This is a genomic window from Pseudarthrobacter sp. 01T43, from assembly GCF_056398665.1.
Genome location: NZ_JBFTPV010000002.1, coordinates 43,599 through 69,377, shown reverse-complemented (window position 1 = coordinate 69,377; position 25,779 = coordinate 43,599). Strand labels below are relative to the sequence as shown.

The 25,779-nt window shown below is 65.5% G+C and carries 20 protein-coding genes, 2 tRNA genes and 1 riboswitch; of the genes, 4 read left to right on the top strand and 18 right to left on the bottom strand.

Features of this window, described 5'->3' with window-relative positions; genetic code table 11:
- Nucleotides 1-74: 74 nt before the first annotated feature.
- The 13 genes from AC1DIM_RS01945 to AC1DIM_RS01885 all read right to left on the bottom strand — a co-directional run bounded on the left by AC1DIM_RS01945 (nucleotide 75) and on the right by AC1DIM_RS01885 (nucleotide 13,787).
- Nucleotides 75-150, bottom strand: a tRNA-Ala gene (locus AC1DIM_RS01945).
- Nucleotides 151-400: 250 nt separating this feature from the next.
- Nucleotides 401-473: transfer RNA gene (locus tag AC1DIM_RS01940), tRNA-Ala, on the bottom strand.
- A gap of 98 nt (nucleotides 474-571) precedes the next feature.
- Entirely contained in the window at nucleotides 572-973 is a 402-nt protein-coding gene (gene rsfS, locus AC1DIM_RS01935; RefSeq protein WP_477708809.1) for a ribosome silencing factor, read from the bottom strand.
- A gap of 46 nt (nucleotides 974-1,019) precedes the next feature.
- Entirely contained in the window at nucleotides 1,020-2,336 is a 1,317-nt protein-coding gene (locus tag AC1DIM_RS01930) for a hypothetical protein (RefSeq protein WP_477708808.1), read from the bottom strand.
- Between the two features lie 7 nt (nucleotides 2,337-2,343).
- Entirely contained in the window at nucleotides 2,344-3,075 is a 732-nt protein-coding gene (gene nadD, locus AC1DIM_RS01925; protein WP_477708807.1) for a nicotinate-nucleotide adenylyltransferase, read from the bottom strand.
- Nucleotides 3,014-3,247, bottom strand: coding sequence for a hypothetical protein (locus AC1DIM_RS01920; protein ID WP_477708806.1), 234 nt, complete (start codon nucleotides 3,245-3,247; stop codon nucleotides 3,014-3,016). Before AC1DIM_RS01920 ends, nadD begins: the two co-directional genes overlap by 62 nt.
- Before the next feature lie 76 nt (nucleotides 3,248-3,323).
- Nucleotides 3,324-4,700, bottom strand: a complete 1,377-nt coding sequence (locus tag AC1DIM_RS01915; RefSeq protein ID WP_477708805.1) for a glutamate-5-semialdehyde dehydrogenase — start codon at nucleotides 4,698-4,700, stop codon at nucleotides 3,324-3,326.
- 26 nt (nucleotides 4,701-4,726) lie between these two features.
- On the bottom strand, nucleotides 4,727-5,878 hold the full coding sequence (proB, locus tag AC1DIM_RS01910) for a glutamate 5-kinase (RefSeq protein ID WP_477708804.1): 1,152 nt from the start codon (nucleotides 5,876-5,878) through the stop codon (nucleotides 4,727-4,729).
- Nucleotides 5,868-7,457 carry a GTPase ObgE gene (gene obgE / locus AC1DIM_RS01905; protein WP_477708803.1) on the bottom strand — a complete coding sequence of 530 codons (1,590 nt, stop codon included), beginning with the start codon at nucleotides 7,455-7,457 and terminating at the stop codon, nucleotides 5,868-5,870. The genes proB and obgE overlap by 11 nt, the downstream gene beginning before the upstream one ends.
- A 115-nt stretch (nucleotides 7,458-7,572) precedes the next feature.
- Nucleotides 7,573-7,836: a 50S ribosomal protein L27 gene (gene rpmA / locus AC1DIM_RS01900; protein WP_009372867.1), complete on the bottom strand. Its 264-nt coding sequence runs from the start codon at nucleotides 7,834-7,836 to the stop codon at nucleotides 7,573-7,575.
- Between the two features lie 59 nt (nucleotides 7,837-7,895).
- The gene (gene rplU, locus AC1DIM_RS01895; protein ID WP_255769572.1) at nucleotides 7,896-8,204 is read right to left on the bottom strand and encodes a 50S ribosomal protein L21; all 309 of its coding nucleotides are present in this window, start codon (nucleotides 8,202-8,204) and stop codon (nucleotides 7,896-7,898) included.
- A gap of 272 nt (nucleotides 8,205-8,476) precedes the next feature.
- Nucleotides 8,477-10,165 carry a bifunctional hydroxymethylpyrimidine kinase/phosphomethylpyrimidine kinase gene (locus AC1DIM_RS01890; protein ID WP_477708802.1) on the bottom strand — a complete coding sequence of 563 codons (1,689 nt, stop codon included), beginning with the start codon at nucleotides 10,163-10,165 and terminating at the stop codon, nucleotides 8,477-8,479.
- A riboswitch (TPP riboswitch) is annotated at nucleotides 10,148-10,245 on the bottom strand. (Overlaps the previous gene by 18 nt.)
- Nucleotides 10,246-10,361: 116 nt before the next feature.
- Nucleotides 10,362-13,787 (bottom strand): Rne/Rng family ribonuclease, encoded by a 3,426-nt coding sequence (locus AC1DIM_RS01885; protein WP_477708801.1) that lies wholly within the window; start codon nucleotides 13,785-13,787, stop codon nucleotides 10,362-10,364.
- A gap of 466 nt (nucleotides 13,788-14,253) precedes the next feature.
- Here AC1DIM_RS01885 and AC1DIM_RS01880 point away from each other — a divergent pair, with 466 nt between their 5' ends.
- Nucleotides 14,254-14,958, top strand: coding sequence for a vitamin K epoxide reductase family protein (locus AC1DIM_RS01880; protein ID WP_477708800.1), 705 nt, complete (start codon nucleotides 14,254-14,256; stop codon nucleotides 14,956-14,958).
- Nucleotides 14,959-15,076: 118 nt separating this feature from the next.
- Here the strand turns inward: AC1DIM_RS01880 and ndk are convergent, their stop codons facing one another.
- Genes ndk through ileS form a run of 4 tightly spaced genes read right to left on the bottom strand, consistent with a single transcriptional unit; the run spans nucleotide 15,077 to nucleotide 20,672 of the window.
- The gene (gene ndk, locus AC1DIM_RS01875) at nucleotides 15,077-15,496 is read right to left on the bottom strand and encodes a nucleoside-diphosphate kinase (protein WP_108599035.1); all 420 of its coding nucleotides are present in this window, start codon (nucleotides 15,494-15,496) and stop codon (nucleotides 15,077-15,079) included.
- A gap of 38 nt (nucleotides 15,497-15,534) precedes the next feature.
- Entirely contained in the window at nucleotides 15,535-15,981 is a 447-nt protein-coding gene (locus AC1DIM_RS01870) for a DUF4233 domain-containing protein (protein ID WP_477708799.1), read from the bottom strand.
- Between the two features lie 2 nt (nucleotides 15,982-15,983).
- Nucleotides 15,984-17,342: a bifunctional folylpolyglutamate synthase/dihydrofolate synthase gene (locus tag AC1DIM_RS01865; RefSeq protein WP_477708798.1), complete on the bottom strand. Its 1,359-nt coding sequence runs from the start codon at nucleotides 17,340-17,342 to the stop codon at nucleotides 15,984-15,986.
- Between the two features lie 3 nt (nucleotides 17,343-17,345).
- On the bottom strand, nucleotides 17,346-20,672 hold the full coding sequence (ileS, locus tag AC1DIM_RS01860; RefSeq protein ID WP_477708797.1) for an isoleucine--tRNA ligase: 3,327 nt from the start codon (nucleotides 20,670-20,672) through the stop codon (nucleotides 17,346-17,348).
- Nucleotides 20,673-21,074: 402 nt separating this feature from the next.
- On the opposite strand from ileS, the gene AC1DIM_RS01855 reads away from it, so the two are divergent.
- A complete protein-coding gene (locus AC1DIM_RS01855; protein WP_477708796.1) occupies nucleotides 21,075-21,341 on the top strand; it encodes a hypothetical protein in 267 nt (88 codons plus the stop codon).
- Nucleotides 21,335-22,141 (top strand): endonuclease/exonuclease/phosphatase family protein, encoded by an 807-nt coding sequence (locus AC1DIM_RS01850; RefSeq protein WP_477708795.1) that lies wholly within the window; start codon nucleotides 21,335-21,337, stop codon nucleotides 22,139-22,141. Before AC1DIM_RS01855 ends, AC1DIM_RS01850 begins: the two co-directional genes overlap by 7 nt.
- A 20-nt stretch (nucleotides 22,142-22,161) precedes the next feature.
- Here the strand turns inward: AC1DIM_RS01850 and AC1DIM_RS01845 are convergent, their stop codons facing one another.
- A complete protein-coding gene (locus AC1DIM_RS01845) occupies nucleotides 22,162-22,965 on the bottom strand; it encodes an SDR family oxidoreductase (RefSeq protein WP_477708794.1) in 804 nt (267 codons plus the stop codon).
- Nucleotides 22,966-23,047: 82 nt separating this feature from the next.
- On the opposite strand from AC1DIM_RS01845, the gene valS reads away from it, so the two are divergent.
- Complete coding sequence (gene valS / locus AC1DIM_RS01840) at nucleotides 23,048-25,666, top strand: valine--tRNA ligase (RefSeq protein WP_477708793.1); 2,619 nt, start codon at nucleotides 23,048-23,050, stop codon at nucleotides 25,664-25,666.
- The last annotated feature ends 113 nt before the right edge of the window (nucleotides 25,667-25,779 follow it).

The window sequence follows — 25,779 nt, the reverse complement described above, 5'->3', positions numbered from 1 at the left end:
CAGCCAATAGTATCGGGCTAAACAAAAAGAGCCACCCGGCCGGGTGGCTCTTTTTGTGGACACATGGTCCGGTTTGGTGGAGCTGAGGGGACTCGAACCCCTGACCCCCTGCATGCCATGCAGGTGCGCTACCAGCTGCGCCACAGCCCCAAACCGCCGCTCCGCTGACCGTTCCGGCCGCTCGAAGCAACCTGATTAGCTTAATGGAAATCCGGCCGGGGCGCCAATCGGGAGCCGCTGGCCGGCAAAAAGGTCATGATGTGGAGAAGTCCCCGTCGAAGGGGATTCTCCCCTGCGCACGCCAGGGGAAGTGCGTACCGCTGGCGCCACCCGCGACCCTCTCGACTCCCCGGCAACAAAAAAGTCCGCCGGAATCTTTCGATTCCGGCGGACTATCCGGTGGAGCTGAGGGGACTCGAACCCCTGACCCCCTGCATGCCATGCAGGTGCGCTACCAGCTGCGCCACAGCCCCGGACCTTCGCTGCTCCGTGATCTCCGGAGCAACTCAAATATCTTAGACCAGCATTTCCGAAAATTCCAAATCGGGCATATTCGGGCCGGTGAGGCCGGTTATTCGGTCTCTGAAGCGGCGGATGCCTTGGCTGATGGGTCATCGGCAAGCTGCAGGTCGACGACGGGGCAATCCTTCCACAGGCGCTCCAGGGCGTAGAAGACGCGGTCTTCTTCGTGCTGGACGTGGATCACGATGTCCGAGTAGTCGAGCAGTACCCAGCGTCCGCCGGCGCGGCCTTCGCGGCGGACCGGACGGAGATCCTGCTTGGACAGTTCCTCTTCAATGCCATCCACGATGGCATTGACCTGGCGTTCGCTCGGTGCGGACGCGATAAGGAAGACGTCTGCCAGCGCGAGGCGTTYGCTGACATCGAGCGCCACAATATCGTGGGCGATCTTGTCCGCGGCGGCCTTGGCGGCGTGGCGGGCTGTGGCGATGGATGAATCTGATGCAGTCACGGGACTCCTTGTAGTTTTCTTAAGCTTTGTAAGGGGGCGCTGCCGGTCAGCGAGAGATGCCGGTGGCGATGAGGATGACGCCGGAAACGAGGGCCACAATCCCGAAGGCCAGGACGAGGACCTGCATAAGCCGGAGCCGCTTTGCGCGGGTCAGGCCTGCCGTAGCCGCGTCCAGCGGCTCAAGGCCATGGGCGGAGCGCGCCGGAACGCGCAGGTCCTCGAAACGACCCTCGCTCTCCCCCACCGCCTCGTCCGGCGCAGCCGGAACCATGCGCTTCGGTTCGGCAGCAGCACGGGCCGCGGCTTCGGCCCGGGCGATGACCCGGGAACGGCCTGAAGCTGCGCCCGGTGCCGGTGCGGCGGCCGCCTGCCGGGATGCCGGAGAAGGACGGCGGCTCTTGCCACCCGGCCGTACTTTAGTTCCGGACTGGGTCTGTACCGGTACATACGAGGTTGCCGGAGGTTTCATGACAGGCCGGTCAACGCCTGGAACCTGGACGAATTCAAGTGGCGTGACCATGGCAAGGTTGTCAGCGGTGGCCGGGCCTGACTGGCCAGCCGATTGTCCTGGCGTTGACTGCGCAGGTACAGCCCGCGCGGGGGCAGCCTGCGTCGGCCGGCCTTGCACGGGCGCACCCTGCACCGGCGCGTCCTGCGGGGCGGGCGGTATTGCCTGCTCGGCCAGCTTCTGCTTGGCCATGGCCCGGCGGTTGAGGACAGCGGCACGCTCTGCGAGGGCGATCTGTTCCGCGAGGATGTCCGGGTCCACGATTTCGGGGTCGAGCGAGGCTATGTGCTCCATCTTGGCGAGCTGGTTCTTGGCCTGCTCGGCAATGAGGCCGCGGGCCGCAAGTGCCTGCTCCACGCTCATGCCGTCGGGAAGCCCCGTTCCCGCGCCGGGTGCTGCCGGGCGGGGACCTGCCGTGCCCGGGGCTGCAGGGCGGGGACCTGCCGTGCCCGGTGCTGCAGATCCCGGCTTGGCGCCGGCCGCAGAGCCGGGGGCGGTGGGCAGCGGCCTACCCATCGGGGCCGCGATGATGGGGTTGGCCGAGGTGACGGCCTGTTCTTTGAGTTGCTGGAGCCTCAACTGCCTGCGGGTGGGAGGTCCGCCGGCCGAGAGCTGTCCTTCTTTTTCTTCAAGTTCCTTGATGGTGCGCAGGGCGGCGCGGTCCCGGGCCCGGATCTGCGATGACCGCTGGGCCTGGGTTTGTTCCGGGACGGAATCCACCGGTGCGTCGGCCGCACGGCGTTGTTTTGAGGCAGGCGAAACCTGGCCCGGGCCCGTAGACCCGGTAGCCGTCTTCTCATCTCTGGCCTGCCGCAGTTCGCGGCGGCTGCGGACGGGGGGCTGTTCCTGACTCATTGAAAACTCATTCAGTACTTGCTGGCTCGTCTGTTTCGGTAATTCGCACAGCCTCGGGAGGTAGACCCTCGGCGTACAGTCCATATTTGGCGATGTATTGCACCACCCCGTCCGGTACCAGGTACCAGACAGGGTTGTTCACGGCCACCCTGGCCCGGCAATCCGTGGAGGAAATCGCCATGGCCGGCACCTCCAACAGGCTGACATCCTTCCGGCCCATACCGTCGAGCACGTGCCCCGGACGGGTCACACCAACGAAATGAGCCAGTGACCACAGCTCATCAATGTCTTTCCAGGACAGGATCTGTGCCAGCGCATCCGCGCCGGTAATAAAGAACAGGTCCGCCTCCGGGCGCTGGGTCCGGAGGTCACGCAAAGTATCAATGGTATAGGTGGGGCCCGGCCTGTCGATATCCACCCTGCTCACCGTGAAGCGCGGATTCGATGCAGTGGCGATCACCGTCATAAGGTACCGGTGCTCAGGCTCGCTGACCTGCTTGTGCGTTTTTTGCCACGGCTGCCCGGTGGGAACAAAGACCACTTCGTCCAAACCGAACTTGGCGGCCACTTCACTTGCTGCCACAAGGTGGCCGTGATGAATGGGATCAAATGTCCCGCCCATCACCCCCAGGCGCAGCCTTCCTTGCGCACCTTCACGGTGCAGAACACGGGAAATGTCAGTGGCCTTGGCCGTGGTCGTGCTTGTTGGGGTGCTGACGGTGCGGATCAGGATGCTCATCCCTTGCGGCGTGTCGGTTGCCCAAGTTGGAGTAGGACAGCGTCACGAACATCAGTCCCAGCAGGATCACGAACATCACGCCGCCGATCACGAACGGCGGCGCAATCAGTGGCGCCAATTCCTCATGTTCAGCGGCGGCGGCGACGGATGTGGCGATCTGCTGGAGCAGCATTTTCTCCCCTAGGGTTCAAGGATGTGGGCAGCGGATCTTCCCGCCGTTTTGGACTTCTGTCTATGTTACCGCGTTGCTAGCCGCGGACTTGGCCCTCGCCCTGCACGATCCACTTGGTGGTGGTGAGCTCGGTGAGCCCCATCGGTCCGCGGGCGTGCAGCTTCTGGGTGGAGATGCCCACCTCGGCACCCAGGCCCAGCTCGCCGCCGTCGGTAAACCGGGTGGACGCGTTGACGATGACTGCCGCCGAATCAACCTCCGCAATGAACCGCTCCGCGTTGGCGAGGTTGTTGGTGAGGATGGCTTCGGTGTGGCCGGTGGACCACGTGCGGATGTGCTTTACGGCGTCATCCAAGCTATCCACCATGGCCACGGCGAGGTCGAGGTCCATGTACTCGGTTCCCCAGTCCTCGTCCGTGGCGGGCGTTGACTCGATGGAAGCAGGCAGGGCGGCGCGGATGCGATCGTCCGTGTGCAGGGTGACTCCGGCGTCACGCAGCGCGGCGGCCACGGCCGGCAGCACAGTGGAGCGCGAGTGGACCAGCAGCGTTTCCACCGTGTTGCAAACGCTCGGTCGCTGGGTTTTGGCGTTCAGCAGGATATCCACCGCCATCTCTTCACTGGCGGATTCGTCGATGAAAATGTGGACGTTGCCTTCACCGGTTTCAATGACCGGGACGGCGGCGTTCAACACAACGGACTGGATCAGGTCCCGGCCGCCCCTGGGAATCAGGACATCAACACGGCCGCGTGCCCGCATCAGCGCGTTGGCACCTTCCCGGCCGTACTGATCCACCGTCTGCACGGCATCGGCGGGCAGGCCCACGCTGACCAAAGCGTCACGGAGCACCTGGACCAGGGCTTCGTTCGTGGCTGCAGCAGCCGTACCGCCGCGAAGGATGACCGCATTTCCGCTCTTGAGCGCCAGGCCCGCGATGTCAACGGTGACATTGGGGCGGGCCTCGTAGATGGCGGCCACCACACCCATTGGCACGTTGACCTGACGCAGGCGAAGGCCATTGGGCAGCGTCTGGCCGCGGACCACATTGCCTACGGGGTCCGGCAGCGTGGCGAGGTTCTCCAAGGCATCCACCAGCCCCGTGATACGGGCATCGGTAAGCGTCAGCCGGTCCAGCATGGCGGCCGACGTTCCGTTGGCTTTGCCAGCAGCAACGTCCTTGGCATTGGCGGCCAGGATGACGCTCTTCCGTTCCAGCAGGGCGGCCCCGATGGCGCGGAGGCCACGGTCCTTCCAGGCCCGGTTGGCCCGGGACATCCGCCGGGCTGCCTGCTTGGAGCGGTCGGCGATGGCGTGGACTGCAGCCCTAACATCCTCCGGTGACAGCGGCACTGCAGTCTTCGGCGAAGCCGTTTCCGGTGCCTTCGGCGCAGCGGAAACTCCCGCGTTGTCTCCGGAAGTCGCAGCAGTGGGGTGGGTCAGTGCCTCAGTCATGATCCAAGTTTAGGCGAGTTACTGACTCAGACCAGCACCAGGTCATCAACGTGAACAACTTCACGGTCGTAGCCGCGGCCCAGCGCCTTGCCCAGTTCCTTGGTGGACCGGCCCAGCATTTGCGGCAATTCAGCCGCGGAGTAGTTGACCAGCCCCCGCGCGATGACGGTGCCGTCCGTACTGACCATTTCGACGGCGTCGCCCGCTTCAAAATCACCATCGACGGCGGTAATGCCGGCGGGGAGCAGGGAGGTGTGGCGGTGGCGCACGGCCTTCACCGCACCGTCGTCGAGGATCAGCCGTCCCTGGACCGAGGCCAGGTGCGCCAGCCACAGCAGCCTTACGGGCTTGCGGGCGCCATTCACCGTGAACCAGGTGCCAACATCCTCACCAGCCAGCGCAGCCGCAGCGTTGGCGGTGGACGTGACCAGGGCGTGGATGCCGGAGCCGGCAGCGATCGTGGCGGCTTCGACTTTAGTGGTCATGCCGCCGGTGCCCACACCTGCTTTGCCTGCCTTGCCGATGGTGACGCCGTCAAGGTCGTGCGGGCCTTCCACCAAGGGAATCCGTTTGGCCCCGTGGGAGGGCGGGCCGTCGTACAGGGAGTCGACGTCGGAAAGCAGTACGAGCGCGTCGGCCCTGACCAAGTGGGCCACCAGGGCGGCCAGGCGGTCGTTGTCACCGAATCGGATCTCGTGCGTGGCAACGGTGTCGTTTTCATTGACAACCGGCACCACGCCAAGGTTCACGAGGCGGTCCAGCGCGCGGAAGGCGTTGGTGTGCTGGCTGCGGCGCATCAGGTCGTCAGCGGTGAGCAGCACCTGGCTGACAGTCACGCCGTGGGCACCGAAAGCCTGGGTATAGCGGGCCATCAGCAAGCCCTGGCCTACGCTGGCCGCGGCCTGCTGCGTGGCCAGGTCACGCGGCCGCTTGGCCAGGCCGAGCGGCGCCAGGCCTGCGGCGATGGCGCCCGAGGAGACCAGGATGATCTCGGTGCCGGCGTTGCGCTTCGTTGCCAGGGCATCCGCCAGGGCAGTCAGCGCCTCCTCGGAGATGCCGCCTTTGATGCTGGTCAGCGACGACGACCCGACCTTGACGACGATCCTGCGGGCTTCCGCGAGCAGGCTGCGGTCAGCGGTCCGCTGGTGCGGCACCGCGGTGGCGGCGCTACTGGTCATCGTCTGCTTCCAGTCCACTCTCCTTGAGCGGCTTGGCGACGCGGCGGCTGCTGACGGATTCGGTCCAGATCCCGGCCTTGCGCTCGGCTTCCAGCTCTGCGCGGGCTGCGGCCTTGGCATCCTTGCGTTCCTGCTGCTCCTCGCGCTTCTGGCCGCGGGTGGGGCGGTCACCGATATCCGCAAAGCGGACGTCGGTTCCGCGGGGCGCCGCCAGCAGTTCCGCGCCGGCCATCATGGTGGGCTCCCAGTCGAATACGACGCCGTCGTCCTCGCCGATCACCACGGTGTCGCCCGGCTTGGCGCCCTGCTTGAACAGTTCGTTCTCCACGCCGAGCTTGGCGAGGCGGTCGGCGAGGTAGCCAATGGCTTCTTCGTTGGTGAAGTCGGTCTGCTTGACCCAGCGCACCGGCTTGTCGCCGAGGACACGGAACAGCGGCTCCAGATTCTTCTCTTCGCGGCGGATCTTGAAGCCGGCTTCGTTGACTGCACGGGGACGCAGCACGGGCGGCTGGACCTTCGGCGGCGCAGCGGCCAGGGTCTCGCGGGCAGCCTGGACGATCTCACCCATGGCGAAGCCGAGCTGGCGCAGGCCCTCGTGGCTGGTGGCCGAAATTTCGAAGACCCGGTAACCGCGTGATTCCAGCTCGGGGCGGACGAATTCAGCCATGTCCTTGCCGTCCGGCAGGTCCACCTTGTTCAGGGCGACCAGGCGCGGCCGGTGGTTCAGCGGAACCGCTTCGCCGTCGGTGCCGGCGTAGCTCATGTCAACGGCGTACTTTTCCAGTTCCGCTTCGATGATGGCCAGGTCGGACAGCGGGTCACGGTCCGCTTCGAGCGTGCCGCAGTCAAGAACGTGCACCAGGGCAGCGCAGCGCTCCACGTGCCGCAGGAAGTGGTGGCCAAGACCCTTGCCTTCGCTGGCGCCCTCGATGAGGCCGGGGACGTCGGCGATGGTAAAGCGGACGTCGCCGGCCTGCACTACGCCCAGGTTGGGGATCAGGGTGGTGAAAGGGTAATCGGCAATTTTGGGCCGCGCAGCAGACATGGCTGCAATCAGGCTGGACTTGCCGGCGGAGGGGAAACCCACCAGCGCGATGTCGGCAATGGACTTCAGTTCCAGCACAACATCGGCAGCGTCACCCTCGATGCCCAGCAGGGCGAAGCCCGGGGCACGGCGTTTCTGCGAGGACAGCGAAGCGTTTCCGAGGCCGCCCTGGCCGCCGGCGGCGGCAACGTATTCGGCGCCTTCGCCTACGAGGTCCGCCAGGACAGTACCGTCCTTGGACTTCACCACAGTGCCATCAGGAACGGGCAGGATGAGCGTCTCGCCGCTCTTGCCGCCGCGCCAATCCCCCATCCCGGGCCCGCCGTTGGTGGCGTGGCGGTGCGGGGCGTGGTGGTAGTCCAGCAGGGTGGTGGTCTGGTGATCAACGCGGAGGATGACGTCGCCCCCGTCGCCGCCGTTTCCGCCGTCGGGACCGCCCAGGGGCTTGAACTTCTCCCGGTGGACGGAGACACAGCCGTGGCCGCCGGTACCGCCGGATACGTGCAGTACTACCCGGTCTACAAAGCTCGCCACGTGGATCTCCTCAGTGCTTTTTCCTGGACGCCACCGGCGCCAAGACGATTGTAATGCGGTTAAAAGAACAGTGGAGCGGACCAAATGGCCCGCTCCACCGCTTCAGAACTATTTGTTACTCTGCGGCTGCAGCAGCAACGATGTTGACGACGCGGCGACCGCGGCGGGTGCCGAATTCGACAGCTCCCGGGGTCAGTGCGAACAGGGTGTCGTCGCCGCCGCGGCCAACGCCGGCGCCCGGGTGGAAGTGGGTGCCACGCTGGCGGACGATGATCTCGCCTGCGGAAACTACCTGGCCGCCGAAGCGCTTGACGCCGAGGTACTGGGCGTTGGAGTCACGACCGTTGCGAGTGGAACTCGCGCCTTTTTTATGTGCCATTTGAAATGCCTGCCTCTAAATTCTGGGGAATCTGCTGAAAACCTGAACAGTAACGAAGGTTACTTGATACCAGTGATCTTGACCTTGGTCAGTTCCTGACGGTGACCCTGGCGCTTCTTGTAACCGGTCTTGTTCTTGAACTTCTGGATGACGATCTTCGGACCACGGAGGTCGTTGAGGATCTCAGCCGTAACAGTTACCTTGGCCAGGTCCGCAGCTGCGGAGGTGACCTTGTCACCGTCCACCAGGAGCAGGGCGGGCAGCTCAATGGTGCTGCCAGCTCCACCGGCGACGCGGTTGAGGGTAACGAAGTCTCCAACGGAGACCTTCTCTTGCCGGCCGCCTGCGCGGACAATCGCGTACACCACTTGGGAACTCACTTCTCTCGACGTTTATAACTAAATTTGCGTGCGGGCCCGGAACCAAAACTGGCTGGGATTCCCGCTGTGCCTCAACGCCGTGGGGTCGTAACCCAAGTGTTGGCGTAAGCACCGAAGATCTAGAATACGCTAATTTCGCCTTCGGCTGCAAATGAGGCTGGGTACGGCCGGTTGTCTGTGATAAGTCCCACTGGGGGGATCACTACTGACAATCCAGAACCGTGCCCGACTATCGTACCGGCTGCCGCGGCCGGAGATGTTCAGGCATGCAGGCGCGGCGCGTCGAAGAAATCCACTTCGAAACGGCATGAGTGCCTGAACGCCTGGAGCATGGCGGCCTTTTCGTCCGCTGACGCCCTGCTGCCTGCCTCGTCAGCCAAGGCGACCGCATCGCGGGTTGCCTGCGCAAAGTCCTCGTCCGCGTAGGTCCGAAGCCACTCGGCGTAGGGGTGCTCTTCCGGTGCTCCGGCTGCCAGGAACTGCGAATGCAGGGTCTGGCCCACTTCGGCGTAGAGCCAGAAGCACGGCAGGAGTGCCGCCACCAGCACTCCGTAGCTGCCGGAGGTGGAGGCTGCCAACAGGTGATCGACGTAGGACTTGGTGACCGGGCCCAGGACGTGCTCCACCGTGCGTGTGCTGAGCCAGGTGCGGTGCAGTTCGGATTCGACCTCGAGGCAATGCTGGGCCGACCGGGCCCAGAACAGCTGGGCGGCTTCCGTAGGCGCCAGCGCACTGGCTCGGGCCAGGGCGCGTGAGTAGCCGTTGAGGTAGATGGCGTCCTGAGCGAGGTAGTACGCGAACTGGTCCTCCGCCAAGGTGCCGGCGGCCAGTCCGCGGATGAAGTCGAGCCCGTAGATGGCGTCCAGATCGGGGGCCGCCGCCTGGCGAAGGGTCCCGGCGAATTCTCCGGCCGCGACTTCCCCGGTGGCGAATTCTCCGGCCGCGAGTTCCCCGGCTGCGAGTTCCGCGGTGGCGACGGGCTGCGGGACGTGGTGGAAGTGGTGGACGGGACCGTTGCCGCCCCCGACCTCCAGCTGGCCTGACGCCTCCAGGGCGCCGGCAAGCCAAGGCTTCACCTGCCGAAGTGACGCTTCCCAGTCCCCCAACCGGGCCTGTGCCGTGGCCATGGCCGAGGACAGCGAGCAGCCGGTGCCATGGCTGTTGCGGGTGGGAATCCTGTCTCCGGCCACTTCCACCACCGGACTGGAGAGCAGACCTCCGGTGTTGACGAGGGCATCCGGGCACGCATCGCCGTCGAGATGGCCTCCCTTGACCAGGATGGTGGCGCCGGTGGCTGCGGCCAGGCGCTTGCCCTGCTCCAGCGCGGCGGCCCAGTCCCGGGCCTGCGGTTCGTGCACCAGGATGGCCAGCTCAGCGAGGTTGGGCGTGATCAGGGCCGCGAGGGGCAGCAGCGCGAGCAGCGCAGCCTCCGCCGATTCCTTCAGCAGCCGGTCCCCGCTCGTGGCCACCATGACCGGATCCAGTACCACGACGCCGGGACGTACCTTCTCCAGCCAGCTGCGGACCGTGTCAATTACCTCCGCATTTCCCAGCATACCGATCTTGACGGCGTCGATGGTGATGTCATCGCTGATCGCATCAAGCTGCTGGCGCAAGAAGGCAGCAGGAGGCACATGGACATCCTGGACGCCCCGGGTGTTCTGAACTGTCAGTGCGGTGATGGCTGCCATCCCGTAGCCACCCAGGGCGGCAATGCTCTTGAGGTCGGCCTGGATGCCTGCCCCGCCGGACGGATCCGATCCGGCGATGGACAGGACACGCGGGGTATCACGCAGCACAGCCACCGAGGCGGATGACCCGGCCACGGGGTGCCGGGCGGCACGCGGTTGTACAGGTTTCGCCGTTCCCGGAGTTTCGGGGGTTGCGGGGGTTCCGGAAGTCTCGGGGGTTGCGGGAGGAAGGACATAGGTCGAAGCCAAAGGAGACATCCCTTCGCCGGTGCTAACCGGACAGGTTCAACGGGTGTGGATCTCAGCCGGCCCTTTGCGCGGCACCCCGTGTCAGTAACCCACCCTAGCCTTTCCCCGCTCCCGCCGCCTTAGATGAAGCCGGAACGCGGGATGCCCGCACGCGCCCCCGGGAAGGGGCGGGTGCGGGCATCCTGATTGTTGTCCCCGGGCAGAGTCAGAGCTCCGAAGCGGGCACCCCTACCCCCAGGATAATCGGCGCATTGGTCTCGGCCTGCGTGGCAGCCGCCGGAGCATTGGTCCGCTCCGGCGTCTTGGCAGCATGGGTATGCCCTGCGGTGGCGGCTTGAACGGCTTCATGATGCTCCACCGTGGTGGCGTTAGCTGCGCCCTGGGCACGGCTGGCGCTCCGGTTCCGCCGCGGACGCCGGGCACGGGGCTGCTCGGTGTGGTCGGAGTAGTCCTTCTCCGGCGCGGCAGGAGCCTGGGCAGGAGTCTGACGGGCAGGCTCCGCCGGCTGCTGGCGCTCGGTCTGCTGGCGCTCCGCTGACCTGCCTTCGGCTTGGCGTGCAGCCTGCTGGCTTTCGGCCGGCACGCTTGCGGCAACAGGTGCCGGTTCGCCAAGCTTGGCGAATGCCTCCGCCAGCCGGTCAAGAGTCAGCGCCGGAGCCTGTGGCTGCTCCTCGTGGTGCTCCACGAACGGCAGCACTACCTGCTCGCCACCGAACGTCAGCACGGCGGCGGGCCGGCCCGTGTTGTCCGTCTCGGAAGGTCGTGCCGGGGCCGGGGCCTCCTGGCTGGCGGCATTCCCGGCAGCGGCATGGGCTACTTCGTCGTCGTGCAGATGGGCAGCGTGGGCGGCGGCCGCAATGTTCGCGAGGGCTGCCCTGGTGGCTTCAGCCTTGGCATGGCGCTCGGCGTCGCTCGGATCCGGGTGGACCGTATGGATCTGCACCGGAGCCGCCGGTGCTACGTCCAGGGGCTGCCCGCCGCGGCCGCGGCGGCGCTTCCGGTCAGTCCGGGCGCCCTGCTGGGCGTCCGGACGGGTGTCGATGCGCTGGTTGTCCGTGCGCTGCGTGTCCGGGCGGTTGTCCGCACGCTGCACATGGTGCTCGGCGGCGACGGTGTTTGCTCGGCGGTGCTCCACCGGGTCGTCGTGGGTAACAATACCGCGTCCGGCGCAGGTTTCGCACTGTTCGCCGAAGACCTCCAGGAGACCGGTGCCCATGCGCTTTCGCGTCATCTGCACCAGACCCAGCGACGTCACTTCCGCCACCTGATGCTTGGTGCGGTCACGGCCCAGGCATTCCACCATGCGGCGGAGCACCAGGTCGCGGTTGGACTCGAGGACCATGTCGATGAAGTCGATGACAATGATGCCGCCGATATCGCGGAGCCGGAGCTGCCGGACCACTTCTTCGGCCGCTTCGAGGTTGTTCTTAGTAACAGTTTCCTCAAGGTTGCCGCCGCTGCCGGTGAACTTTCCGGTGTTGACGTCCACCACGGTCATGGCTTCGGTGCGGTCAATGACCAGCGAACCGCCGGACGGCAGGAAGACCTTGCGCTCGAGTGCCTTGTGGATCTGTTCGTCGATCCTCCACGCGGCGAAAATGTCCTGGTCCTTGGTCCACTTTTCCAGGCGCCCAACCAGATCCGGGGCAACATACGTGACGTAGGCCTCGATGGTGTCCCACGCTTCTTCGCCGGAGACGATCAGCTTGGAGAAGTCCTCGTTGAAGACGTCCCGGACCACCTTGATGGTGAGATCCGGTTCGCCGTAGAGCAGCTCCGGGGCCAGGATCTTGGTGGAGGTGGACTGGCTTTCGATGCCCTCCCACTGAGCGCGCAAACGGTTGATGTCGTGCGTGAGCTCCTCTTCCGAGGCGCCCTCAGCAGCGGTCCGGACAATCACGCCGGCATGCTCGGGCAAACGGTCCTTGAGGATGCGCTTGAGGCGGTTGCGTTCGACGTCGGGCAGCTTGCGGGAAATGCCCGTCATGGAGCCGCCCGGCACGTACACGAGGTAACGGCCCGGGAGGGAGATCTGGCTGGTCAGGCGGGCGCCCTTGTGTCCCACGGGATCCTTGGTTACCTGGACCAGGACGGTGTCGCCCGATTTGAGCGCATTTTCGATCCGGCGCTGCTTGCCTTCGAGGTTGACGGATTCCCAGTTCACTTCACCGGCGTACAGAACCGCGTTGCGGCCGCGTCCGATGTCAACGAACGCCGCTTCCATGGAGGGCAGGACGTTCTGCACCTTGCCGAGGTAGACGTTGCCGATCAGGGAGTCCTGCTGGGTCTTGGAAACAAAGTGCTCTGCCAGGACGCCGTCCTCCAGGACACCGATCTGGATTCTGTCGTCGCGCTGGCGGACGATCATCTGACGGTCAACTGATTCGCGGCGGGCCAGGAACTCGGCCTCAGTGATCACAGTCCTGCGGCGGCCAGTGTCGCGGGATTCGCGGCGGCGCTGCTTCTTGGCTTCGAGCCTGGTGGAGCCCTTCACGCTGGTCACCCTGTTGTTGACCGGCGCTTCGGTCACCGCGCGCGGAGCCCGGACGCGCGTCACCGTGTTGGGCGGATCGTCATCACCGCCACCGGTCAGTTCAAGATCCTGGTCGCCACGGCGGCGGCGACGACGACGGCGGGACGTCACGCCTTCATCGTTCTGGCCGGCGGTTTCTTCGTCGTCGTCTCCCGCACCGTCCTGACCGCTTTCGGAACCATCGGTATCAGTACCGGCATCGCTGTCACCGACGCGACTGCGACCGCGGCGGCCACGGCTGCGGCGACGGCGACGGCTGTTGGCGTCGTCCCCTTCGACTTCTTCGGCGTCGTCCTCTTCCGGCTCTTCCACAGCCGCGGGAACAGGCCGGATAACAGTTGTCAGGTCCGGGGCCTGGAAGAGCACGGACGTGGCTGAGCCCGGTTCCAGGAACAGCGAACCGAACGGGCTGGCGGGCTCAGCCTCGGCTTGCTTGTCAGCCGGCACGGCGGCGTCCGCCTCGGCCGGAACTGCTTCCGCGGTAGCGGCGGCTGTCACGGTAGCGGCGGTTGTCGCGGAAGCGGCTGCTTCCGGCGCCGCCGGACGCTGTACCGCCACTGCGTCGGGGGCTGCGTGCTGCTCCAACACGACGGCGGCCGGTGCTGCTGCAACTGGGGCTGCCGCGTCGGGGGCTGCAATTTCAGGGGCCGAGGCCTTGCGAGTGGCAACGCGGCGGCGGCGGACCGGTTTGGCGTCGGCGTCTGCCTCGGCGAGCGGCGACCCTGCGGCGGGTTCCGCGGCAACCGGCGCAAGGCTGGCACCGGACGCAGCTGCTTCGGTGGCAGGCGGTTCCGTGGCTTCGACGGCGAAAGCGGGTAGCGGTTCTCCAACTTCGGGCTTCTTGCGCGCCCGGGTCCGCCGCACAGGGGCCTTGGCTTCCGGCGCGGTCTCAACTGCGGCAACTGCCTCAAGGACGGCTTCAGTCCCGGCGTCGGGCTGGGCCGCGGCTTCGGTCAGGGACTCCGTGCCGGTGGATGCTGCGGCGCTGGCTGCCCTCGGGGCTGCCTTACGGCGGGTCCTTGTGGCCTTCGCGGGCGCCTCGGGGGTTTCAGCTGTCACTGTTTCAGCATTAACGGCTGGTACGTGTTCATTTTCCATGTGTAGCTACACTCCTGCCCCTGACGTACCGCCACATTCGGCACCCGTTGGGGCAAATATTGTCAAAACCCGCAGGCGTTGACAGAAGTCAAGTGGATACTCCCAGGTTCGCACCGGCATTGGGGTGCGGCAGCCCGTGGGAGCCGTCGGCTGTGTCCTGAAACCCGTTGTTCTATAAGCCACAACCAGGTGCCGACCAATGGAATTGCGGGAGGCCGGATCAGAGAATCCAAAGCCTGCCCTGCTCATCATTGGCGGTCTTGAAACAAGCCACCGGACCGGAGTCCGAATGTGGGTCGGCCTCCAGCCATGTTCATTCTCTCACACCCGGGCCTCAAGGCCGCGGAAGCGGCGTCAAAGGATCCGCGGCCGAAGACTCTGCTTTGTGGCGCTGGCTGAAGGGCGTGTTCACGCACCAGCGTTACAATCGGGCTAGGAGCACCCGAAACAAAGGACGCCACACGCCATGCCCAGCATTTCCCCGCACGGTACCGACACAACGCACGTCTCCCCCGCGGCAGGGGCCTCCCCCACTGCAACACCGGCTGCCGCGTCGACGGCCACCACAACCTCAGCCCTGCCGCGCATGGCGCTGAACCGGCCCCTCGGTTGGCTCATGGTCATTACGGGAATCATCGGCTGGCTGGCTTCGGGCACTCTGGTCCTGGAAAAGTTGGAAGTCCTCAAGGATCCCAACCACACCACCGTCTGCGATGTGAATCCCTGGATCTCCTGCGGCCAGGTCATGCAGACCTGGCAAAGCTCAGTGTTCGGGTTCCCCAACATGTTCATTGGCATTGTGGCTTTCGCCATCATCATCACCGTGGGCATGGCCCTGCTGTCCGGCGCCACGTTCGCCCGCTGGTACTGGGCCGGGCTCCAGGCCGGCGTCACCCTGGGTTTCGCATTTGTGGTGTGGCTGTGGTCCCAGGCGTTGTACTCGATCCACATCCTGTGCCCGTTCTGCATGATCGTCTGGGCCGCCATGATCCCGCTGTTCGTCTGGGTCACCATCAGGAACATCAGCCACGGCGTGATCCCCATGCCCTCAGGCGCGGCCAAGGTCCTGGGCGATTCGGGCTGGATCATCACGGCGCTACTCTATGTCGCCGTCATCGCCACCATCTTCTTCGCCTTTATTCAGGTGTTCGTGGGCACGTCCGGCTTCTAGCACACGCAGAGAAAAGCCCCCGTTTCCGAAGAAGCGGGGGCTTTTCTGTGTGGGAGGGGCGGGGTCACTTGGTGCCCGATAGACAGCACGGAGCGGGCTTCACGAGACCCCGCGTTGCCTAACCCTGGAACCAGATCTTGATTTCGCGTTCGGCCGAGTCCACGGAGTCGGAGCCGTGAACCAGGTTCTGCTGGACCTTCAGGCCCCAGTCGCGGCCGAAGTCCCCACGGATGGTGCCTGGGGCGGCCGTGGTGGGGTCGGTGGTTCCGGCCAGGGACCGGAAGCCTTCAATGACGCGGTGGCCTTCGAAGATCGCGGCCACTACTGGGCCGCTGAGCATGAATTCCACGAGCGGTTCGTAGAACGGCTTGCCCACGTGCTCCTCGTAGTGCTGCTCCAGAAGTTCGCGGCTGGCCTCCACCTTCTTCAGCTCCGCCAGGGTGTAGCCCTTGGCCTCAATGCGGCTCAGGATGGCGCCGCTGAGGTTGCGGGCCACGCCGTCGGGCTTGATCAAAACGAGGGTGCGCTCAATGCTCACAGTTGCTCCAATGCGTTGGTGGGGGTTTCGAGACAAGTCTACGAGGCCGGCGGGGCGTGCCCCTGCGCCGCGTCCCATTCGGCCTGTTCGCGTTCACGCTTCGCGGACTCCGAGTCGATCCTGATGCCGGTACGGATCCCGTACCACCAAGCGAGGCCGAACAGGGCCCCCACCAGGAACATCATGGGTTCAACGATGCCGGTAAGGATCAGCACAATCTGCAGGATCCAGCCCAGGCCCACACCCCATGGTTTGGACAGCACGGCACAGGCGAAGACCATGACCAGGCTGAGGGCGATGCCGATCCCGAGGATCAGCACCGGCGGGAATTCACCGCGCCTCAGCCCAAAAACGGCCAGGGTGGCAAAAAAGACCACAAACGCCTCGAGCAGCAGGACAGTGGAAGCGAACATTACCTTGGTGGAACGGCGCTTCTTGGGCATCCCCGGACGCCACTCACGCTGGGCTTTGGTCAGCTTGGCCACGGCTAGGCCTCCGTCTTTCCGAGCAGGATCCGTGCTTCTGCCACCAGCGTGATGGAACCGGTCACCAGCACCCCGCCGGACAGGTCATCGTTGGCTTCGGCACGTTCCACGGCCCACTCCAGGGCGTCGTCAAGCTTCTCAGCGATGTGGACGTTGTCCTCGCCGAACCCCATCTCCACAGCCAGTTCGGCCAGTTCGGCGGCTGGTACAGCGCGCGGGGAGTTGGACTGGGTAAAGCAGTATTCCTCGGCGAGGTCCCCCAGGGATTCCTTGAGCTGGCGCAGGATCTCTTCGGCGTCCTTCTCTTTGAGGACTCCCACCACGGGAACCAGGCGGGTGAACGTAAAAGCCTCCTGGATGGCCTCGGCGGAGACCCTGATGCCGTCGGGGTTGTGCGCTGCGTCCACGATGATGGTGGGCGCAGTCCGGACAACCTCCAGCCGGCCCGGCGAGGTGACGGACGCGAAGGCCTCCTGCAGCACCTCGGCGTCCAGTTCCTTTTCGCCGCCGAAGAAGGCCTCCAGCGCTGCCACGGCCACGGCTGCGTTCTGCGCCTGGTGCGCGCCGTGCAGCGGCAACAACAGGTCCGGGTACCGGCCGGCGATGCCCTGGATGCTGACTACCTGGCCGCCCACGGCGACGGTCCGGGATTCGACGCCGAATTCCACGCCTTCGAACCGGAACGGCACCGCCACCTCCTTGGCTTTCTCAAGCAGTACCTGGGCAGCATCCACGGGCTGTGCCGCGCTGATGAGGTAGCCGCCGGGCTTGATGATGCCGGCCTTTTCGTAAGCGATGTCCTCGGTGGTGTCGCCCAGCAGGTCCGTGTGATCCAGGGAAATGGGCGTGATCACGGAGACCTGTCCGTCGCCCACGTTGGTGGCGTCCGTGATACCGCCGAGGCCCACTTCGATGACTGCTACGTTGACGGGCTGGTCGGCGAAAACGGCGAAGCCCAGGATGGTCAGGCATTCGAAGTAGGTGAGCCGAGGTTCGCCTGCCGCGGTGAGTTCGTCGTCGACGATCTGCAGGTACGGGCGGATCTCATCCCAGATCCGGACGAAGGTCTCGTCGGAAACGGGGTGGCCGTCGATGCTGATCCGTTCGGTGACCTTGGACAGGTGCGGGCTGGTGTAGCGGCCGGTGCTCAGGCCGTGGGCGCGCAGCCCGGCCTCGATCATCCGGGCTGTGGACGTCTTGCCGTTGGTTCCCGTTACATGGATGATCGGGTACGCCTTGTTGGGCTCGCCCAACACGTCCATGGCACGGAACAGCGGTGCCAGCCGCGGCTCCATCATATTTTCGGGCGCACGGCCCAGCAGTTCGGCGTAGACACTCTCTACGGAAAATTCGTCGGTCATATCCTAGGCCTCTGTCTTTTCGACGGTGATGCGGGGGTCTCCGGACTCGGCCGGAACGGTGTCCAGCTCAAGGGTCAGGGTCTCGGTCTTGACCAATTCTGCGTTGGACAGCAGGGCGTCAAGCACGTTCTGCGTGGCAGTCACGCTTGTCCGGATCCGGTCGCTGACGTTGAGCCCGGCGTCCTTCCGTGCCTGTTGAATGGCGCGGACCATGTCACGTGCCAGGCCTTCGGCCTCAAGTTCCGGGGTGACCTCGGTGTTGAGCACCACAAAGCCGCCGCCCGGCAGTACTGCGACCGAAGCCGATCCGCTGTCGGACTCCGCCACCACGGTCTCCAGCGTGTACTCCTGGGCTTCCAGCTCCAGCCCGCCCGCAACAACCACACCGGCGTCGGAAACAGACCAGTCACCGGACTTGGAGCCCTTGATGGCCTGCTGGACATTCTTGCCCAGGCGCGGCCCGGCAGCCCGTGCGTTGACCACGAGCTTCTGTTCGATGCCGAACTCCTCCGGGGAGGCGCTCTCGGCGTCGAGCAGGCGGACGGAGCGGATGTTCAGTTCATCGGCGACGACGGCGGCGAACCCTTCCAGCGCATCCGCGCCGGGTGCCACCACCGTCAGCTCCTGCAGCGGCAGGCGGACGCGGAGGTTCGCGGCCTTGCGGAGCGAGGACCCGGTGGAGCAGATCTGCTGTACCCGGTCCATCGCCTCGACCAGCGAGGGGTCGGACGGGAAGAAGTCCGGTTCGGGCCAGTCGGCCAAGTGCACGGAACGCCCGCCGGTGAGGCCGCGCCAGATCTCCTCGGAGACCAGCGGCAGCAGCGAGGCGGCAACGCGGGAAACGGTCTCCAGCGCCGTGTACAGCGCATCGAACGCGTCAGCACTTTCGTCGAAGAAGCGCTGGCGGCTGCGGCGGACGTACCAGTTGGTGAGCATGTCCAGGTAGCTGCGAAGTTCGTCGCAGGCGCCGGAGATGTCGTAGCTGTCCAGTTGTGCGGTCATGTTGCGGACCAGGTCGCCGGTGTTGGCCAGCAGGTACTGGTCCAGGGTGTCGGCGTAACCGTCGTACCGGAGCTTCGCGTCGTAGCCCTTGCCGCCATCAGCGGCGTTCGTGTACAGCGTGAAGAAGCTGTAAACGTTCCACAGCGGCAGGATGACCTGGCGGACGCCGTCGCGGATTCCCTGTTCGGTGACCACTAGGTTGCCGCCGCGCAGGATGGGGCTGGACATCAGGAACCAGCGCATGGCGTCGGAGCCGTCACGGTCCAGGACCTCGGAGACGTCCGGGTAGTTCCGCAGGCTCTTGGACATCTTCTGACCGTCCGAGCCCAGCACAATGCCATGGCTGATGACGTTCCGGAACGCCGGCCGGTCAAAGAGCGCCGTGGAGAGGATGTGCAGCATGTAGAACCAGCCGCGGGTCTGCCCGATGTACTCCACGATGAAGTCCGCTGGGTTGTGCGTGTCGAACCAGGCCTCGTTTTCGAACGGGTAATGAACCTGGCCGTACGGCATGGAGCCGGAGTCGAACCAGACATCCAGCACGTCCTCAACCCGGCGCATCACGGACTGGCCCTCTTCCGGGGTGCGGGGATCGTCGGGGTTGGGTCGTGTCAGTTCGTCGATGAACGGCCGGTGCAGGTCAACCTGGCCGGCGTTGTTCAGCGGCAGCCGGCCGAAGTCGGCCTTGATCTCGGCAAGGGAGCCGTAGACGTCGATGCGGGGGAATTCGGGGTCGCTGGACTGCCACACCGGGATGGGACTGCCCCAGTAACGGTTGCGGCTGATGGACCAGTCGCGGGCGTTGGCCAGCCATTTGCCGAACTGGCCGTCCTTGACGTTGCCGGGGATCCAGTTGATCTCCTGGTTCAGTTCGGACATCCGGTCCTTGAACTTCGTGACCTCCACGTACCAGGAGGACACGGCGCGGTAGATCAGCGGGTTGCGGCAGCGCCAGCAGTGCGGGTAGCTGTGCTCGTAGCTGGCCTGCCGGACCAGGCGGCCCTGGGCGCGCAGCACCTGGGTGATGGGCTTGTTGGCCTCGAAGACCTGGAGGCCCACAATGTCGTGGAGGTCACCGTGGCTGAACAGCGGCAGGAACTTGGCACCTTCATCCACGGACAGCACCACCGGGATGCCGGCGTCTTCACAGACCTTCTGGTCGTCCTCGCCGTAGGCCGGGGCCTGGTGGACGATGCCCGTGCCGTCGGTGGTGGTGACGTAGTCTGCCACGAGGAAGCGCCAGGCGTTCTGGGTGCCGTACTTTTCGGTGTCGCTGAAGTCATGCCAGAGCGGCTGGTACTGCAAACCTTCAAGTTCCGCGCCGGTGTGGGTGGACGTCACCGCGGCCTCGGCGGAGTCCGCATCCTCATAGCCCAAGTCCTTGGCGTACGCAGCCAGCAGGTCAGCCGCCAGCAGGAAGCTGCCGGTCACCGGCGCGTCCGGCGCGGCGGCCTTCACGCCGTGAGGGCCGGCGGGCAGCACGGCATACGTGATGGAGGGCCCGACGGCGAGCGCCAGGTTGGTAGGCAGCGTCCAGGGAGTGGTGGTCCAGGCGAGCGCCTGCACGCCGGCCAGCTGCCGGGAGAGCTCCGAGTCCCCTGCCGTGATGGGGAATGTCACCGTGACCGTCTGGTCCTGGCGGTTCTTGTAGACGTCGTCGTCCATGCGCAGTTCATGGTTGGACAGCGGAGTCTCGTCCTTCCAGCAGTAGGGCAGCACGCGGTAGCCGTTGTACGTCAGGCCCTTTTCGTGCAGCTGCTTGAAGGCCCAGAGGACCGATTCCATGTATTCGACGTTGAGCGTCTTGTAGTCGTTGTCGAAGTCCACCCAACGGGCCTGGCGGGTGACGTAGCTCTTCCACTCATCGGCGTACTTCATGACAGAGGCCCGGCAGGCGTCGTTGAACTTGTCGATGCCCATGGCCTCGATCTGGGTCTTATCCGTCATTCCCAGCTGCTTCATGGCTTCCAGTTCGGCGGGAAGCCCGTGGGTATCCCAGCCGAAGCGGCGCTCAACCCTGCGGCCGCGCTGGGTCTGGTAGCGCCCCACCAGGTCCTTGGCGTAGCCGGTCAGCAAGTGGCCGTAGTGCGGGAGGCCGTTAGCGAAGGGAGGGCCGTCGTAGAAGACGAATTCGTTGCTGCCAGGTTCCCCGCCGGGGGCGTCGGCGCTGCGCTGGTCGATGCTGGCCTGGAACGTGCCGTCCTGGTCCCAGTACTTCAGGATGCGCTCTTCGATCTCCGGGAACTTCACGGAGGCAGAGACGCCAGCGGCAGCACCGCGCGAAGCAGTGGCGGAAGGGGAAGATGTGGCTTTGGGGTAATACGTCATTCTCGACATCCTGGGTTGAACTGGTGAACCGTCCAGCCGCGGCTGGCCGATTCTCTTCAGGATGCGAGGACGGCTCCTGCGCTGTCCTTGGACTGCACACTAACCGCGGTACCACCTCACTTACCGGCACTCCGCCTGCTCCACGAAGGGGCAATTGTGGTACCGGCCGCTCATTACTGCTGTGACGGGCATACCCGTCCGGTTCTACTGACACCATGCCAGATACCTGGCGGGCAGTGCGTTCTTCCGGAAGCTCACCGGTGATAGCCGGGTCGTAGCCACCATAGAGTCTACTATCGCCGGGCAGTCCACCGCCATTCCCTGGCGCGCGCGGAGATTGGGGGGACGGTTAGGGAGCCCGACTCGTTGGAAGACGCCCACCGGCGCCCAATAATGGACGGTATGCGGACGGCCGGTACGCGCGGGCAGAGCAGACAGTTCCGGCGTGTCAGCGCCTGGTTCTGCTGGGCCGCGGCGGCAATCCTCTGCCTGCCCGGCGCCGCACTGACCGTCCTGCGCCTGATCCAGTGGGACATGGGTACGCCGTGGATCCAACTGCTGTCCCTTTTTCCGGCCAGCCTTGTGCTCACGACGGCGGCGCTCGCGGCCGCCGTGCTGGCAGTTTGCCTCAGTTCCCGGCCAGCCAAGCGATCCTCGCCGGTGTGGTGACGGCCCTTGTGCTGGTTCAGTTGCACATGGTGGCACCCGGCCTGCTGCCCAGGGGCACGGGCCCGGCGCCCCAGGCCGCAGGAACAGTTGGCGGCTCCGTCCCCGCCCCGGGCCCGGGCCGCACGGTAACCGTTATGGCCCTCAATGTCGGTTCCACAGGAGTTGATTCCTCGGTCCTCTTGACCCAGGCCCGGGCCCTGAATGTCGACATTCTGACGCTCCCCGAACTGCGCCCTCCAGGCCTGGCGGCCCTGGAGGCCGCCGGAATCACAGCAGTCTTTCCGTACCGTGCCCTGGACGTCGATTGGGCCGGGGTGGGCAATGCGATCTTCTCCCGGCTTCCGTTGCAGGATTCCGGGCGTGTGCCGGATACCGCCTTCTACCAGAGCAGGGGCGTTGTGACGGTTCCTGGCGCGGCCGGCTCCATCCACCTGACGGCCATCCACGTCGATTCGCCCCGTCCGGGCCACACAAGCAACTGGCGCAAGGAGCTGCGCCAGCTGGGCGAGGCCCGGCAGGACTTGCCCGGCTCGGCTTCGGCCATCCTACTGGGTGATTTCAATGCCAGCTACGACCACCGCGAGTTCCGTGAGCTGCTGGCCAACGGGTTCACGGATGCCGCGCAGGCCTCGGGCAAGGGCATAACGCCCACGTGGCCGGCGGGCTCACAGATCCCGCCTTTCGTTGCCCTGGACCATGTCCTGGTTACGGGCAACATCGGGATCCGAAGCTTCGCAACCGTCGCAGTTCCCGGCACCGACCATGCCGGCGTTGTTGCGGAACTACTGCTCCCGGGCTAGTGCCTGGTCAGCCCGCCCGGTCAGCCCTTGCGGATGAGCTTGTGGTTGGCTGCCTGGGCAACAGGCCGGATGACAATCTGGTCCAAATTCACGTGGTGCGGTGCGCTGACGGCGTAACGGACGACGTCGGCCACGTCGTCTGCCGTGAGCGGCTTCTCCACCCCCTGGTAGACCTTCGACGCCGCCTGCGCGTCGCCGAGCCGGTTCAGGGCGAACTCTTCGGTCTGGACCAGGCCCGGCGCCACTTCGATGACGCGAAGGTTGTTCTCTGCTTCCTCCAGCCGGAGCGCACCGGTCAGCGCATGCTGGGCAAACTTGGCGGCGTTGTAGCCTGCCCCGCCCTCATAGGCCACCAGGCCAGCCGTGGATGTGAGGTTCAGGACCGTTCCCACACCGTTGGCCCGGAGCATGGGCAGGAACGCCCGCGTGAGCTTCATCGTGCCAAGGACGTTGACCCGGTACATCCATTCCCAGTCCTCCGTGTTGGCGGCGCCCACCGGATCAGCGCCCTTCGCTCCGCCGGCGATGTTGATCAGCGTTCCCACGCCCCCTGCCTCGGTGACACGGGCAAGCAGCCGCGCGACGTCGTCGTCCTCGGCAATGTCGGCGGGAATCCCGACGGCGCCGGTCTCAGCCTCCAGCGCAGCCAGCCGTTCAGCGCGGCGCGCCACCGCGAATACCGTCCAGCCTTCCGCCGTCAAGGCGCGGACCGTGGCCTCGCCGATGCCGGTGCTGGCGCCGGTAACCACTGCCGCCCTGTTCCGGCGTGAATCGTTTGGTGATGCCTGGTTCTGTGCTGTCCTGGTGCGTGAATCGTCAGTCATGGCACCACCCTAACGGCCCGGGCCGCAGCCGTGCCCCGCGTGATGTCGCCGGATGAAGTCAAGAACATGAAACAATTGCCAGATGGCTGATGACACTCAGGGTACAGACACGCCCTCCACCGCCCCTATCAACGTTCCGGATAAGCCCGCCCTTGAGGGGCTCGAGGCTGCCCTGACGCAGCGCTGGCTTGCCGACGGGACCTACAAGTTCAACCCGGACACCACCCGGGAGCAGGTCTACTCGATCGACACTCCCCCGCCCACCGCATCGGGGTCCCTGCACGTAGGGCACATGTTCTCCTACACGCAGACGGACGTCCTGGCGCGCTACCAGCGCATGACCGGCAAGAACGTGTTTTACCCGATGGGCTGGGACGACAACGGCCTGCCCACCGAGCGCCGCGTCCAGAACTACTACGGTGTCCGCTGCGATCCGGCCATCCACTACGACGCCGGCTACCGGCCGCCCGCCGAGCCCGCCAAGAACCAGCGCGACTTCGACGTCATCTCGCGTCGTAATTTTATTGAGCTGTGCGAGGAGCTCGCCGTCGAGGACGAAAAGGTGTTCGAGAACCTTTTCCAGACCCTCGGCCTCTCCGTTGACTGGGACCTGACCTACCGCACCATCGACGACAAGTCCCGGGCCATCTCCCAGCGCGCGTTCCTGGCGAACCTGGCCGCGGGCGACGCCTACATGGCTGAAGCTCCGACCCTGTGGGACGTCACCTTCCGCACTGCAGTGGCCCAGGCCGAGCTCGAGGACCGCGAAGTTGCCGGCGCCTATTACCGCTACCCGTTCTTCACCGAAGACGGTGAAAAGATCTACGTCGAGACCACCCGCCCCGAGCTGCTGGCCGCCTGCGCCGCCCTCGTGGCAAACCCCGACGACGAACGGTACCAGCCGCTGTTCGGCAAGAAGGTCACCTCTCCCCTGTTCGGCGTCGAGGTGGAGGTGAAGGCTCACCACCTCGCCAAGGCGGACAAGGGCTCCGGCATCGCCATGGTCTGCACCTTCGGTGACCTCACCGATGTGACCTGGTGGCGCGAACTGCAGCTGCCCACCCGTGCGATCGTAGGCCGCGACGGCCGCATCATCGGCGAGACGCCGGACTGGATCATCACCGAGGACGGCCGGACAGCCTTCGAATCGATTGCCGGCAAGACGGTTTTCAGCGCCAAGGAAGCAGTGGTCGAACAGCTGACCGCGGCCGAACTCCTTGACGGCGAACCAAAGAAGATCATGCACCCGGTCAACTTCTTCGAGAAAGGCGACAAGCCCCTTGAGGTCGTCACCTCGCGCCAGTGGTACATCCGCAACGGCGGCCGTGACGAGGAACGGCGCGAACGGCTGATCGGCCGTGGCAAGGAGATCGAGTTCCACCCGGCGTTCATGCGCTCCCGCTACGAGAACTGGATCTCCGGCCTGAACGGCGACTGGCTGGTATCACGCCAGCGCTTCTTCGGTGTGCCGGTGCCGGTCTGGTACCCGCTCGACGCCGCCGGCAACCCTGACTACGACCACCCGGTCCTGCCGGCAGACGGGCAGCTCCCGGTGGATCCCGCCGCGGATGTGGCTCCCGGCTACGAGGAAGCCCAGCGCGACGTGGCTGGCGGCTTTACCGGCGACGCGGACGTCCTGGACACCTGGGCCACTTCCTCGCTGACCCCGCAGATCGTGGGCGGCTGGAGCACCGACGAGGCACTCTTCGCCAAGGTTTACCCGTTTGACGTGCGCCCGCAGGCCCACGACATCATCAGGACCTGGCTGTTCTCCACGGCCGTCCGCGCTGACGCCCTGCAGGACGTTGCGCCGTGGAAGCACGCCGCCATCTCCGGCTGGATCCTCGACCCGGACCGCAAGAAGATGTCCAAGTCCAAGGGCAACGTGATCGTTCCCACGGACGTGCTTGAGGAGTACGGCTCGGATGCGGTCCGCTATTGGGCGGCCTCGGCCAAGCTCGGTGCGGACACGGCCTACGAGGTCGCGCAGATGAAGATTGGCCGCCGGTTGGCCATCAAGCTGCTGAACGCGTCCAAGTTTGTGCTGAACCTGGGGGCCACCGAGAATTCCGTGGTATCCCAGGACCTTTCGGTTCTCACCAACCCCTTGGACCGCGCTGTGCTGGCACAGCTGGCCGAAGTGGTGCAGCAGTCCACCAAGGCGTTCGATAACTACGACTACGCCCGTGCCCTGCAGGTCACCGAAAGCTTCTTCTGGCAGTTCACTGATGACTACATGGAACTCATCAAGGACCGTGCCTACGGTGCTGCCGGCGACGCCGAACAGGCATCCGTCCTGGCCGCCCTGGCCACCAGCCTGGACACGCTGCTGCGCCTGTTCGCCCCGTTCCTGCCCTTCGCTACCGAAGAGGTCTGGGGCTGGTGGCGCACCGGTTCGGTGCACCGTGCTGAATGGCCCGCCGCCGTTGACGTGGATGGAGACACCACCCTGCTGGCTACCGTGGGCACTGCCCTCAGCGGTGTCCGCAAGGCCAAGTCCGAGGCCAAGGTCAAGCAGCGCACCGAAGTCCTCTCGGCCACCATCACGGCGTCGGAGTCACTGACCACGCAGCTGAAGGCCGGGTTGGGCGACCTGAAGGCAGCCTCAAACGCCCGCGAACTGACCCTGGTGGCAGGCGACGGCGAACTCACGGTCAGTGACGTGGTCCTCGCGGCCCCGGAAGAGCAGCCGACCGCCTGACCCAGGCGGGGACTTTCCAAGGTTTCCCGCTGAGTCGTCTCAGCCTGTTTTCGGGCAAAGGGGAAGCCCCATCAGCGTTTTGCCGTTGGTGGGGCTTCGACTTTGCGGCCATC